Origin of the sequence: Brevibacillus panacihumi W25, from assembly GCF_000503775.1 — a bacterium.
GTDB lineage: Bacteria > Bacillota > Bacilli > Brevibacillales > Brevibacillaceae > Brevibacillus > Brevibacillus panacihumi_A.
On record NZ_KI629786.1, the window covers coordinates 681,504 to 694,551 of the forward strand.

Annotated in this window: 11 protein-coding genes; 7 read left to right on the forward strand and 4 right to left on the reverse strand. The window is 52.6% G+C overall.

Annotated elements, in window-relative coordinates:
• Positions 1 to 26 precede the first annotated feature (26 nt).
• The 4 genes from lplT to T458_RS52905 form a co-directional block, all read right to left on the reverse strand.
• On the reverse strand, positions 27 to 1,247 hold the full coding sequence (gene lplT, locus T458_RS52890; protein ID WP_023559226.1) for a lysophospholipid transporter LplT: 1,221 nt from the start codon (positions 1,245 to 1,247) through the stop codon (positions 27 to 29).
• Positions 1,244 to 3,358 carry an AMP-binding protein gene (locus T458_RS52895; protein WP_023559227.1) on the reverse strand — a complete coding sequence of 705 codons (2,115 nt, stop codon included), beginning with the start codon at positions 3,356 to 3,358 and terminating at the stop codon, positions 1,244 to 1,246. The genes lplT and T458_RS52895 overlap by 4 nt, the downstream gene beginning before the upstream one ends.
• 147 nt (positions 3,359 to 3,505) lie before the next feature.
• Positions 3,506 to 4,144 carry a response regulator transcription factor gene (locus T458_RS52900; RefSeq protein ID WP_023559228.1) on the reverse strand — a complete coding sequence of 213 codons (639 nt, stop codon included), beginning with the start codon at positions 4,142 to 4,144 and terminating at the stop codon, positions 3,506 to 3,508.
• A gap of 37 nt (positions 4,145 to 4,181) precedes the next feature.
• Positions 4,182 to 5,552: a sensor histidine kinase gene (locus tag T458_RS52905; protein ID WP_023559229.1), complete on the reverse strand. Its 1,371-nt coding sequence runs from the start codon at positions 5,550 to 5,552 to the stop codon at positions 4,182 to 4,184.
• A 229-nt stretch (positions 5,553 to 5,781) separates the two neighbouring features.
• Between T458_RS52905 and T458_RS52910 the strand changes: the two genes are divergently transcribed.
• From T458_RS52910 to T458_RS52940, 7 genes are all read left to right on the forward strand, one after another.
• On the forward strand, positions 5,782 to 8,445 hold the full coding sequence (locus T458_RS52910; protein ID WP_023559230.1) for a sigma-54-dependent transcriptional regulator: 2,664 nt from the start codon (positions 5,782 to 5,784) through the stop codon (positions 8,443 to 8,445).
• Positions 8,446 to 8,631: 186 nt separating this feature from the next.
• Entirely contained in the window at positions 8,632 to 8,934 is a 303-nt protein-coding gene (locus tag T458_RS52915; protein WP_023559231.1) for a PTS sugar transporter subunit IIB, read from the forward strand.
• A 12-nt stretch (positions 8,935 to 8,946) separates the two neighbouring features.
• On the forward strand, positions 8,947 to 10,296 hold the full coding sequence (celB, locus tag T458_RS52920; protein ID WP_023559232.1) for a PTS cellobiose transporter subunit IIC: 1,350 nt from the start codon (positions 8,947 to 8,949) through the stop codon (positions 10,294 to 10,296).
• A 23-nt stretch (positions 10,297 to 10,319) separates the two neighbouring features.
• The gene (chbG, locus tag T458_RS52925) at positions 10,320 to 11,060 is read left to right on the forward strand and encodes a chitin disaccharide deacetylase (RefSeq protein WP_023559233.1); all 741 of its coding nucleotides are present in this window, start codon (positions 10,320 to 10,322) and stop codon (positions 11,058 to 11,060) included.
• Between the two features lie 12 nt (positions 11,061 to 11,072).
• On the forward strand, positions 11,073 to 11,399 hold the full coding sequence (locus T458_RS52930) for a PTS sugar transporter subunit IIA (RefSeq protein WP_023559234.1): 327 nt from the start codon (positions 11,073 to 11,075) through the stop codon (positions 11,397 to 11,399).
• The gene (locus T458_RS52935) at positions 11,396 to 12,718 is read left to right on the forward strand and encodes a 6-phospho-beta-glucosidase (protein ID WP_023559235.1); all 1,323 of its coding nucleotides are present in this window, start codon (positions 11,396 to 11,398) and stop codon (positions 12,716 to 12,718) included. The genes T458_RS52930 and T458_RS52935 overlap by 4 nt, the downstream gene beginning before the upstream one ends.
• Before the next feature lie 24 nt (positions 12,719 to 12,742).
• Positions 12,743 to 13,006 (forward strand): HPr family phosphocarrier protein, encoded by a 264-nt coding sequence (locus tag T458_RS52940; RefSeq protein WP_023559236.1) that lies wholly within the window; start codon positions 12,743 to 12,745, stop codon positions 13,004 to 13,006.
• Positions 13,007 to 13,048: the final 42 nt, after the last annotated feature.

Below are 13,048 nucleotides of genomic sequence, written 5' to 3' on the forward strand. Positions count from 1 at the left end.
CCTCCACTCCACTAAAGCCGGAGGACCTACGAAACACTCCTTGATTGCACGCCTGTTCTCCCGCGAATCTGTCTGCGCATCTTCGCCAGATAGAACAGAAAGAGCAGCAGGACCAGCCCTTGCAAGACGATGGCGCCGGAGATCGAATCACTCATGTACGTAAAGAGATAATAGATGCCGGAACCTGCAGCCATCAGAAAGTTCTCGATGAAGTTCTGAATCGCGATGGTTTTTCCCGAGCCCACCATCTTTTTCCCTTCCTCCTGCAAGATCGTATTCATCGGAATGATGAACACCCCGCCCATAAAACCGACCAGAAGCAAGAGACCGATGGCGATAAACGTGACGTGAATCCAGGGAAACAGCACGATCACGAGGAACATGCCAAAGCCGTAGAGCAAGGAACGAGTGAACTTCTGCAACGGAATCAATTTGGGAGCCAAAAACGCTCCTGCGATAATCCCGATAGATGTCGTTGCCAGAATCAGCGAAACGGAAAAGTGTTGCGGGTCGATGGCCAGCGCGGTTGGAATCCATGCCAGCACCGCGACGCGCAGAACAGCGGAACTCATCCAGAACGCTCCCGTACCGACGAGGGCGAAGTTGGTCTCCGGCCGTTTCATCAGCTTCCGGAAATCAAGGAAGAAGCGGCGCGCCTCGGCACCGTAACGAATCGTAGCATCTCCGTGCATGCGCGGGATAAAAAATGTCACCCCGAGGGACAGCAGATAGAGAGCGAGACAGATGCCGGAAGAAAGCAGCGGGTGCGTCATGGAAGCAATCGCACCGCCGCCGCCGATGCCTGTCAGAATCGCGATAATCGTATAGGCTTCGATGCGGGCATTGGCATGAAACAATTCCTCTTCGTTTTTCGTCAACTCCGGCAAGATTCCGTATTTGGCAGGAGAGTAGACGACCGCCCCGACGCCGACCGTAAAGTAGCAAAGCATCAGCAGCAGGATGCTGGATTGATCAATGAAAAACAAGAGCAGGACGCCGAGCGCCTTGATCAAATTGCCGATTACCAGCACGAGCGACTTGGGATGTTTGTCTGCGAACGGTCCCACGAGCGGTGCCAGAAAGAGATACGGCAGAAAAAAGGAGATGGAGACGAGCGCGAGCATGGCGGGAGAAAAACCGTTCTCCCGCAGCAGATTCGCGATCACAAACAGGATCATGTTGTCGGCGAAGGCAGATAGAAACTGGGTAAAATATAAGGCTTGCAAGGGTTGTAATCGCGTTTTCATGCTGTTTCTCCTCCACGCTCAGCCCATTGCTTCAAGCTGACGTAATCTGTTTTTCCGCTGCCGAGAAGCGGCAGTGTTTTGGTGTGGCGGATCGCACCCGGTACGAGCAGCGGTGAAAATTGGAGCTGCTGGATGTAGGCGCGCAGCGGGCCGAGTTCCACCGTCTCATCCGTCGTGTAGAGCAGTACGCGCTCGCCTTTTCGCTGATCATGCACAGTGATGGCGGCGAAGCCAGAGTGACCGAAGCATTGCATCGCCAGCTCCTCGATCAGGTTCAGGGAGACCATCTCTCCGCCGATCTTGGCAAATCGCTTCAAGCGGGACTTGATAGTCAGATAGCCATCTGAGTCTGCCTCGACCAAGTCACCAGTCTGGTACCAGTCTTCTGCTGGCAGGAAGCCTTTTCCGTGGATCAAGTAGCCCTTCATTACATTGGGTCCTTTCACCAGCAATTGGCCGCCGCCTTCGATCCCCTCGACGGCCTCCAGTCGATACGACATGCCCGGGAGCAGGCGTCCTACTGTTCCTTGCTTGTTAGCGAGCGGTGTGTTCAGCGACAGGATCGGGGCTGTTTCTGTAGCGCCGTAGCCTTCGAAGATTCGCACACCGAATTTCTCCATCCACATTTGGCGGACGTCGTCTTTCAGTTTCTCAGCTCCTGCGAACACATAACGGAGCGAGTAGAAATTGTACGGATGAGCCATGCGGCCGTATCCAGCCATGAAGGTGGAGGTTCCGAACAGGATCGTCGCGTTTTGATCGTAGACCAGCTCGGCGATCGCCTTGTAATGCAGTGGGCTGGGGTACAGGTAGACCGGCACTCCTTTGACGACGGGCAGCAAGGTGCCGGCTGTCAGACCGAAGCTGTGGAACATCGGCAAGGCGTTGAAAAACTTGTCGCGCGACGTGATGTCGATCACGCTGGTCACCTGCTGGATGTTGGCAAAAAGGTTGGTATGGGTCAGCACGACCCCTTTTGGCTTGCTTTCGCTGCCGGATGTAAACAGCACCAGCTCGTTGTTGGATTTTTGTGCAGGCTGTTTGGTCAGGTAACGGATGAGCGCTGCGATTTTGTCAAAAGTGGTGGCAGTCGCTTTCAAGTCCTCCAGATAGACAATTTTCATCTGGTCCTGCAAACCGTCGATGATCGGGTCCAGCTTCCCTTTTTCAATAAAGACGCGGGAGGTCAGGATCGTGTTGATCTCCGCTGTTTCGCAGCAGTCCAGCAAGGGGCGGATGCCCAGCGAAAAGTTCAGAATGGCTGGTGTTTTGCCGATGCGAAACAGGGACAGCAGCGTAATCAGGTGTCCGACCGAATTGGGCAGAAACAGGCCGACCGTGGATTGGCCCAAGAGCTGCGGACGAAGCTTGTTGCCGAGCAGGTAGCTGCCGACCAGCAAGGTCCGGTAATTGACAGCCGTAGTCAGGTCTTTGGCAATTTCCATCTTAGGGCCGTTGATTTTCGCTGCTTGCAAGACTTCGTCGAACAGGTTGACGTTTGTTTTCATCTGGCTTTGGAACAGCTCGTTCTGAAGTGTACGCAATACCAGGTCGCTGGCAGATGCTTTTTGTTCACGCATCGAGCGATTCTTGTCATGGGCGATGGTAAACGGATTTCCGATTGTAAACGTGACGTCAGGGAACCAGAGCAGACGCAATTTGCCTTGCAAGTAGGAAAATTTCGAACGCTGCAGGCCTTGGATGATCACGGGATAGACGGGGACGCCGGTACGCATGGCGAGATAGCCGACACCGCTGTAAATTTTCATCAGGCCGCCAGTGGTGGTGATGCGTCCTTCCGGGAAAATCACCAGGGTCTCACCCTTTTTCAGCACGCGCAGCATGTGGCGAATGGAGTAAGGGTTGAGTGGATCGACGGTGACATGCTTGCGGAAGCGCAGAAAGAAGGCGAACTTTTTGGCGATCTCCGTGTTGACCACGAAGGTGGCGTTTTTTGGCAAGGTAAAAGAGAGCAATACCGCATCCAAAAGAGATACGTGATTGGGCGTGATCAAGGATGGTTGGGAAAGATCGAGTTTTTCGAGACCTTTCATGCGTGGGCGGAACCACAGTGTCAGGATTGCTTTCAGCAGGGCGTGAACCAAAATCATGAATACCACACCTTTACAAGAATAATGATTGCTTAGCCTTAATTGTAAGGAGTGGGGAGATTTAAAAAAGTACCAACTTTGCTTGGTACCTGGTCATAAGTCTTGGTCAAAAGGAAAAGGGCAGCCCCCAAAAGCCCGCCATGCTCGCTAGAAAAGCTTGCGCTGGCTTGCTTTGGCGGCTGCCTCCTTGCTGGTTTTGACGCCCATTTTTTTGAGGATGCGGTTGATGTGGTTTTTGATCGTCCGTTTGGTGATGTGGAGCGATTGTTCGATTTGCGATTGGGTCTGACCCTGGTGGATGAGCTGCAGGATGTCTTTTTCCGCGGGGGAAAGCAGCTTCTGGTATTCTTCATTTTTCATCCGTAAAAATTCATTGCGCAAAGCGGCAGCTGCCGTGGCGTGAATCGCCGACTGCTGCGAGTGGGCAGCGCGGATGGCGTCGGGTATTTCCTTGAAGCTGGATTTGCTGATGTAGTTGACCGCACCGGCTGAGAAGGACTCGACGATCACTTGCTCATCGGTCAAGGAAGTGAGCATGATGATTTTGCATGCCGGATGCTGCTCGGTCAGGATGTAGACGGTTTCGATCCCGTCCAGGTTGTTTTCGGTCAGATTGATGTCCATGAGGATGACATCAGTGCATTCGGGCTGGAAGCGTTCCAATGCTTCTTCCTTGGTGCCTGCTTCCCCGGTGACCGTGATGTCGGGCTGGCTGTTCAGGTAATCGACGAGCCCTTTGCGCCATGCTGGATCGTCCTCTACGAGAAAAATCTTGATCTTCTCCATGGTGTGCTAGGCCTCCTTTCGGCTTTTGATGAATGGGTCAGTGATGGACGATGCGTTTTTTCGGGAACAACAGGAAAACGGTGGTGCCGTTGCCGGGCTCGCTGGTCAGCTCCAGCATTCCTTGATGCTTTTGCATGACATGGTAGCAGTAGGAGAGCCCCAGCCCGAAGTTGTGGCCCGTCTTTTTCGTGGAGAAAAAAGGGGCCAGGACATGCGGGAGGTTTTCCTTGCTGATGCCGGAGCCGGTATCGGCTACGGCGATGACCAGATGCTTTTTGGAGCGAAAGACCTGGAAGGTGAGTCGGCCGCCAGATCTCATGGCTTCGATCGCGTTCATGCCCAGATTGGTAAGGACTTCCCGAAGCTGTACGGGGTCGCAAATCAATTGCTCCGTATCCTCCAGCTCAAGCACGACCTCGATTTGGTATTTCTCTGTATAGGGTGCCAGCGTATTCGCAACCTGCGTGACGATCTGGCTCGGGGAGACGGTGTCTTCCTTAAGGATTACCTCGCGCAATTGATCCTGGATGCGCGCTACCATGCTCAGGATGTGCTCCGAGGATTGCTGCAGCACCGCTGCGTCCTCCTGCAACTGCGGCTGATCGGTCTTTTGGGCATAGGCTTGCATCCGCTCCGCGTAGAGAGAGATTTTGCCCACTTCATTTTTAATCGTATGGTTGACGATTTGTGCCCCAGAGGTGATGGCACGCAAGGTGCTGTCCAGCCGCCTCTTTTCCACGCGGAGCCGGACGCCGAGGAAGCCGTATTTCAGGCTGATCGCGACGATAAAAATAAACTGGATTCCGACGACGAGTGAATTGTAGCGCCAGGCGTCGTAGTCGTTTTGAATCCGCATGACATAAATAAAAGTAAAGACGAAGAAGAGCGGAACGATGATCAGAATATTGGTGAAGAAACGGTTTTTTTTGACCAACGGGTCTTTTTCCTGCCGATATAGAATGATCAGCAAGGCACAAGCCACCAAAAAGTACGGAATCACCCACGCTACCATGATCCAATAGTTGAAATCGAGAACGGGATAGAGCGGTGTGATCATCAGCATGAAGAGCGGCGGGATCAGCGCTGTGTATTGTATCACTCTTTTGACTTTTTTTGAGATAGTGTCGCTGGAATGGATAGCGAACATCAAAAAGGTATAGGGAAGCCCCACCTGACAGACAAAGGAAGCGCCTCTGCTCAAGATGGAGAATGCGTTGAGCCAGCCCGGATGTTGAGCAAGAATATCTGCGTAATGGACAAGGATGAATTCATCGATGACGCCGGCAAGGAATCCACCGCCACCGACAAACGCGGTCGCACTGCCCCAGCGGATCTCTGTGCGGCGGGGATCGGTAAACAAGACGAACAATCCCAATGCCCAGATGGTGAATAAAATGAAAACCAGCATGGCTGTCACAATCTCCTGTCTTATCAGTGCAAAACGTCTCCAGGGATGAGACACATGGTCATGAGTCAAGAGCGTTTTGTATACATTCATTATACCGTAGGAGTGTCCCCTGGTCAGAAATAAATCGATAAGAGCTGGAATAGGAAGGATTTTCCTATTTCGTATGGAAATGAAACCGAACTGCTTCTATGTGTATCGGCATTTTCCATTATAGATTGGCGGTGACGAAATGAAACGGGTCGATTTGATCTTTCAGAAGCTGGTGGAATTAGGTCCGCAAGTGCGGGTCAGCGCTAGCGATCTGGCAAATATGCTGGGACTCTCCAGGGCCAATGTAAGCAGCGATCTGAATCTGTTATGGAAAGAGCAGAAAATAGAGAAGGTAGCGGGACGGCCTACCATGTTTCATGCGAAGCCGACCGGGGATTCCCGATATCAGGTGGAGACGGCATTGGATCGCTTGGCGAAGACAAACAAGAGCTTGCAGACGCAGATCGAGCAGGCGAAGGCAGCTGTTCTCTATCCGCCGCGCGGGATGCACTGTCTGATCCTGGGTGAGACAGGCGTGGGCAAATCGGTGTTTGCAGGCTGGATTCACGAATTTGCGGTGGATATTGGGCGGATGAGTCCGGAAGCGCCGTTTGTCGTCTTTAATTGTGCAGACTATGCGAACAACCCGCAGCTGTTGATCAGCCAACTCTTCGGCGTGAAAAAGGGAGCGTATACGGGTGCGGAGCAGGACCGCCGGGGACTGGTCGAAAAAGCGGATGGCGGCATTCTCTTTCTGGACGAGGTGCATCGTCTGCCGGCTGAGGGGCAGGAAATCTTTTTTACTTTTATGGACAAGGGGACTTTTCGCCGCGTCGGGGAGACGGAAGTAGAGCGCTCTGCACAGGTGCAGATCATCTCGGCGACGACGGAGAATCCGGAATCGAGTCTGCTCAAGACCTTTATCCGGCGGATTCCGATGATTATCAAGCTTCCTTCGCTAGTCGAGCGGGGCATCGAGGAGCGGTACCATATTACGATGAGCTTTTTTCGTGAAGAAGCGTTTCGCCTCGGGAGGGAGATTGAGGTCTCAGCCAGTGCGATACACGCCTTTTTGTCCTATCACTGTCCCAACAACATTGGGCAGTTGCATACCGATATACAGCTGACCTGTGCAAGAGCGTATGCGGATTTTATTTCTGCGGGAAAAAAACAGCTGCGCGTCTCAGTCCAGGATTTGCCTCATCACGTCAAACAAGGACTGTTGTATGCCAAGGAAATGCGGCCTGCGCTGGAAGAATTGTTTGGCACGGATCACAAGAGCTTCGTCGTCCAGCCTCAGGCAGAGAGCATTCTGGTTGTACGGGAACGAGAAGATTCGGCGGACAGCGTCTACGAAAAGATCGAGCAGAAAATTGCGGAGCTGCGCGATCAAGGAGTTAGTGAGGAAGAGCTGGAATTTGACATCGAAAATTACTTCACGCCGTTTATCAAAGGTGTTCATCAGCGGATCAACAAGGAGGATATGCGGCGCATCATTGACCCGGTGATCATCCGGCTGGTAGAAGAAATCGTCCGATATGCGGAGTCCCGTTTGGGCAAGGTGCTGAGTCAAAAAGTGATTTTTGGATTGGCTCTGCATATCCAGACTTCACGGGAACGGCTGAGTCATGGAAAGCAGATCGTCCATCCGCACGTCAACAATGTGAGGATCAAGTACAAAAAAGAGTTCGCGGTCGCTTTGGAATGTGTGCGGATGATCGAGGAGGCGCTGTTGATGGACCTGCCCATCGGGGAAGCGGGATATCTGACGATGTTCTTCGTGCTGGATGATGAGGAGGTCGAGGAAAAGCGGGAGATGATCGGGATTCTGGTCATCACGCATGGCAGCGGTGGAGCGACGGCGATGGCAGATGTCACCAACCGGTTGCTGGTAACCCAATACGCCAAGGCCATCGATTTGCCCCTGGAAGTCGATTCATCCGTGATCTTGGAGCGGGCGATTGAGGTAGCCAAGGAAATTGGAGGCAGTGCCGGCCTGTTGCTGTTGGTAGACATGGGTTCGCTGCTGGGGTTTGGGGAAGTGATCGAGAGGGAGCTGGGCATTCCGGTCAGAGTGATCCCGATGGTCAGCACGCCGCACGTGATCGAGGCGACGAGGAAGGCGATGCTGGGGCATACCTTGGAGGATGTGTACCGGGATGTTTTCAGTATGGGGAATAGGATGATTGATTACCAGCAACGGGAGCAGCCTCAGCAAAACAAGCCTGCACTCGCCATCGTGGCAGCCTGCCTGTCCGGGGAGGGGAGCGCTCTGTTCCTGAAAAAGATGTTGGAGTCCAAACTGCGCTACGATGAGTCGTTGCTTGAGTTCGTGCCACTGCAGTTGATCGACAAGTCCGAGGCGCGCAAGCAATTGAAGGCGATCAAGGAAGAGCGAAAGGTACTGTGTGTCGTAAGCAATTACATGCTGGACAAAGACTTGCGCTGCTTCGGGATGGATGACGTGGTGACAGGAGAGGCTCTGCAGGATATCCAGCAGATGATCGACCAGGAGGAAGCGCTGTACAAAATGGAAGGGGAGCTTCGGGAACATTTGAAAATGGAGGCGGTGGAAGCCTTGCTGCGCGATGTGATGACTTGTGTGGCTCGAATCGAGGAGCGCCTGCACAGGACGTTGGATTTCGATACGCGCATCGGGGTATACCTGCATATCTGCTGTTTGGTCGATCGCTTGAAAACAGGGGCGCAAACCATTCTTTATGCCGACAAAGAACAGTATCTGACAGCCCATAAAAAGGAGTACAGCCTGGTGCGCCATGAGATTCAGCCGATTGTAGAGAAATACGAGGTTGCTGTTCGTGATGATGACCTCTGCTATATCATGAACTTTTTTGTTGCGTAGAAGATAAAACACTAGCCCGAATAGTGTTTTATTTTTTTCCAATTCAACCATAAGACAAAACAGTAAAGCGGTTTCCATAAAACACGAAGCAAAGCGAAAACCAACAGTTATGTAAGCGCATACATTTTGGTGTTTTGGCATGGCGCTTGCATTCTTTTCCAGAGTATACGAAAGGGAGGAGATGACGTGAACATTTTGCTTTGTTGTGCAGCTGGGATGTCGACAAGCCTGCTGGTCCAGCGGATGGAGCAGGCGGCGCAGGAAAAAGGAATTGCGGCAAAGATATGGGCAGTCTCTGCGGGCGAGGTCAAGCAGCATATTGGGCAGGCAGACGTACTCCTGCTCGGACCTCAAGTTCGCTACAAGCTGGCGGAGATGAAAAAGGAGGGGGACGCGAGGGGCATTCCTGTCGATGTGATTCAAGCGATGGATTACGGGACACTCAATGGAAAGAATGTACTGGAGTTTGCATTGGGTTTGAAAAAGTAGAGGAGGGTAAGTATGGGCGGATTTATTACGTTTTTGGAAAACCGCGTCATGCCTGTTGCGGGACGGATCGCTGAGCAAAAACACCTGCAAGCAATCCGCGACGGGATTATTTTAACCTTGCCGCTTTTGATCATTGGCTCCCTTTTCCTCATCATTGGTTTTCTTCCCATTCCAGGTTACAACGACTTTATGAGTTCGGCGTTCGGAGAAAATTGGCTGACCAAATTGCTGTACCCGGTAAACGCCACGTTTGACATTATGGCTCTTATCGTAAGTTTTGGGGTGGCGTACCGTTTGGCTGAAAAATATAAAGTGGACCCGTTGTCGGCAGGAGCGATATCGGTAGCTGCCTTCCTCTTGGCTACCCCCTACAAGACGATGTTCACGCCTGAAGGAGCTTCCGCGGCGGTAGAAGTAGGCGGGGTCATTCCCGTGGCATTGATGGGCAGCCAGGGGTTGTTCGTCGCGATGCTTCTGGCGATCATTTCGACGGAGATCTATCGCAAAATCATCCAAAAAAATATCGTGATTACGATGCCTGCTGGTGTCCCTCCGGCTGTATCGCGTTCTTTTGTCGCCTTGATCCCCGCTTTTGTCGTGCTGCTGGTGGTCTGGCTGCTGCGAATTCTGTTGGAGAATACCTCGTTTGAGAGCATCCACAACATCGTTTCCGATCTTCTCGCCGTTCCTCTGAACGCACTCGGCGGAAGCCTCATTGGAGCAATTATTGCAGTTCTCTTGGTCCACATGCTGTGGGCGGTAGGATTGCATGGGGCAGCGATCGTAGGCGGTGTTTTGGGACCGATCTGGCTTTCTTTGATGGATCAGAACAGGGCGGCGTTCCAGGCAGACCCGAACGGAGAATTGCCCAACGTCATTACGCAGCAGTTCTTTGATCTATGGATTTATGCCGGGGGATCAGGAGCCACGCTTGCCTTGGTCGTCCTCATGCTGATGAGGGCAAGGAGTCAACAGATGAAAAATATCGGCAGACTCTCCTTTGCCCCGGGGTTGTTCAACATTAATGAGCCTGTGACGTTTGGGATGCCGATCGTCATGAATCCCCTGCTGATCATTCCCTTTATCCTGGCGCCTGTCGTCCTCGTCATCATCAGCTATTTTGCGATGGCTACGGGATTGGTGGCGAAGCCGAGCGGTGTGGCGGTGCCGTGGACCACGCCATTGATCATCAGCGGATATCTGGCTACCGGAGGGAAAATCTCGGGGATGGTGCTGCAGGCTTTTAACTTCATCATCTCGCTCATCATCTACTATCCGTTCTTCCGCATGTGGGATAAGAAAAAGGTGGCGGAGGAACAGGGCACCGCTGCGAAAAATTCAGATCATACCCTCACCATGTAATCTGTAAGAAGAAAGGACTCGCGATGAAACTGATTGTGAATGCAGACGATTTTGGCTATTCCAAAGGTGTCAATTTGGGGATCGTGGAAGCGCACATCAACGGGGTGGTTTCCTCTGCAACAATGATGGTGAATATGCCCGGCTTTGAGCATGCAGTCCAACTCGCCAAGGAGAACCCCAGACTGGGGGTGGGGGTCCATCTCGTGTTGACATGCGGGAATGCTGTCCACCCCGAGGTGCCTTCCCTGACGGATCATACCGGAGCGTTCCTCCGCAAAAGCCAGCATCTGATGGACGCTTCGCCAGAGGATATAGAGCGGGAGTTTGTGGCCCAGATTGAGCGTTTCTTGCAGAGCGGGTTGCTGCTGTCCCATCTGGATAGCCACCACCACGTCCACGCGCATGAGGCTGTCTTGCCGATCGTCCTTCAATTGGCCGAACGCTATCAGGTTCCGATCCGCAATCCCTGGACGCTGGCCGGGGAAGGGCAGAAACAGGAGAGTATCACGACACAGGGTTTCTCGCACCGTTTCTATGGCGATCAACTTTCCGCTGATTTGTTCTGCGAGATTGTAGATGAATGGGGCGGATGCGCTACTGCGGAAATCATGACTCACCCTGCATATCTCGATGATGAGGTGTTGACGGGCAGCAGCTATCATCTGCCCCGTACGAAGGAACTGCAAATTTTAACTTCCAAACAGGTAAGCGAGTATCTGGAGAAAAAAGGCGTACAGCTCGTCACTTTTCATGACATTCGATAGGTGGAGATAGATATGGACCATACGGAAGCGATCTTTCAACTCATCCTGCACGGGGGCAATGCGCGAAGTCTGGCGATGGAAGCCATTGCTCTCGCCAAGAACAAAGACATGTCCGGTGCGCAGCAGGCACTTGACCGTGCGGCGGATGAACTGACAAAAGCCCATCACAACCAAACGGCATTGATTCAAAAAGAAGTTGCAGGCGACAAGCTGGAGTTGAGCATGCTGCTGATTCATGCCCAGGATCATCTGATGAACGCGATGACGATCAAGGATTTGGCAGCCGAATTCGTCGAGATGTACGGCCAAATTCATCAAAGCAAGGGGGCGGGCGTATGAGTGGAATCAAAATTGTGACGATAGGAGGAGGCTCCAGCTATACTCCGGAGCTGGTGGAAGGCTTCATCAAGCGTTATGATGAGCTGCCTGTTCGCGAGCTATGGCTGGTCGATGTCCCGGCAGGAGAAAAAAAGCTTCAGACGGTAGGCGCGCTGGCGAAGCGCATGGTGGAAAAGGCCGGGGTTCCCATCGATATTCGCCTGACGCTGGATCGGCGCGAGGCCTTGAAGGCTGCTGATTTTGTCACGACGCAAATCCGTGTCGGACAGTTGGATGCACGTATTTTGGATGAGAAAATTCCGCTCAAGTACGGAGTGATCGGGCAGGAAACCAATGGACCCGGCGGCTTGTTTAAAGGCTTGCGGACGATACCTGTCATCCTGGAGATCTGCCGTGATATGGAGGAGCTTTGTCCGGATGCATGGCTGATCAACTTCACCAATCCGGCCGGAATGGTGACGGAAGCGGTCTTGCGTTATACCAATCGCAGGAAGGTCATCGGCTTTTGCAACGTACCGATCGGCATGAAGATGGGCGTAGCCTCCATCCTCGGGGTAGATCAAGCTCGCGTGCATATTACATTTGCTGGCTTGAATCACATGGTATACGGCACAGATGTCTATGTGGACGGAGAAAATGTGACGGACCAGGTGATCGAAAAGCTGTGCAGCGAACAATCGGGAATAACGATGCAAAACATCCTCGATCTGGGCTGGGAGAAGGATTTTATCAAGGCCTTGGGAATCCTGCCTTGCCCGTATCACCGTTACTACTACCAGACAAAAACAATGCTGGAGCATGAATTGGAGGCGGCGGAAAAAGACGGGACCCGGGCAGAGGTGGTCAAAAAAGTAGAAGCGGAACTGTTCAAGCTCTACGAAGATCCTGAATTGGCGATCAAACCGCCGCAATTGGAAAAACGCGGCGGAGCCTATTACAGTGAAGCAGCATGCAATCTGATCCATTCCATCTACAACGACAGAAGGGACATCCAGCCGGTCAACGTGCGCAACAACGGGGCTATTGCGAGCATTCCCGACGACTCGGCAGTGGAGGTAAACTGCGTGATCACCAAAGAAGGGCCGATCCCCTTGGCGGTAGGTGATCTGCCTGTGGCGGTTCGCGGACTGGTGCAGCAGATCAAGTCATTCGAACGGGTGGCAGCAGAAGCTGCTGTGAAAGGGGACTATCATCTCGCTCTGCTCGCCATGACGATCAATCCGCTCGTCCCGTCCGACGGAGTAGCCAAACAGATATTGGATGAGATGCTGGAAGCGCACAAGGACTATTTGCCCCAGTTTGCCAAGGTAACGACCTGATAACGGAAGGGGTGGAGAGATGGAATGATCCGATTTTCAGAAAAAGTAACCGTCAGCGGTGGACTGCACGCACGGCCTGCATCGGTGCTCGTCCATCAGTTGAACCAATTCAGCTCGGCAGTCAAAATCATTTGCGGACCAAAGCAGGCAAATGGAAAAAGCATCCTTAGCGTGATGGCTTTGGGCGTAAAAACAGGAGACGAAGTCATCTTCGAGATTGACGGCATTGATGAAGAAGCTGCTGCTGAGGAGGTCCAAAAGCTGTTTCAGCGTGAATTTGCGATGTAGCAGAAAAGCCAATCATCGGGAAGAGAGTTTCCCGGATGATTG

Excerpts from the sequence above, each read along its gene's own strand:
- T458_RS52935 (WP_023559235.1), top strand. The coding sequence starts at position 11,396 with ATGAGTGGAATCAAAATTGTGACGATAGGAGGAGGCTCCAGCTATACT.
- T458_RS52900 (WP_023559228.1), bottom strand. The coding sequence starts at position 4,144 with ATGGAGAAGATCAAGATTTTTCTCGTAGAGGACGATCCAGCATGGCGC.
- chbG (WP_023559233.1), top strand. The coding sequence starts at position 10,320 with ATGAAACTGATTGTGAATGCAGACGATTTTGGCTATTCCAAAGGTGTC.
- T458_RS52895 (WP_023559227.1), bottom strand. The coding sequence starts at position 3,358 with ATGATTTTGGTTCACGCCCTGCTGAAAGCAATCCTGACACTGTGGTTC.
- lplT (WP_023559226.1), bottom strand. The coding sequence starts at position 1,247 with ATGAAAACGCGATTACAACCCTTGCAAGCCTTATATTTTACCCAGTTT.
- T458_RS52910 (WP_023559230.1), top strand. The coding sequence starts at position 5,782 with ATGAAACGGGTCGATTTGATCTTTCAGAAGCTGGTGGAATTAGGTCCG.
- T458_RS52930 (WP_023559234.1), top strand. The coding sequence starts at position 11,073 with ATGGACCATACGGAAGCGATCTTTCAACTCATCCTGCACGGGGGCAAT.
- T458_RS52940 (WP_023559236.1), top strand. The coding sequence starts at position 12,743 with ATGATCCGATTTTCAGAAAAAGTAACCGTCAGCGGTGGACTGCACGCA.
- celB (WP_023559232.1), top strand. The coding sequence starts at position 8,947 with ATGGGCGGATTTATTACGTTTTTGGAAAACCGCGTCATGCCTGTTGCG.
- T458_RS52905 (WP_023559229.1), bottom strand. The coding sequence starts at position 5,552 with ATGCTGGTTTTCATTTTATTCACCATCTGGGCATTGGGATTGTTCGTC.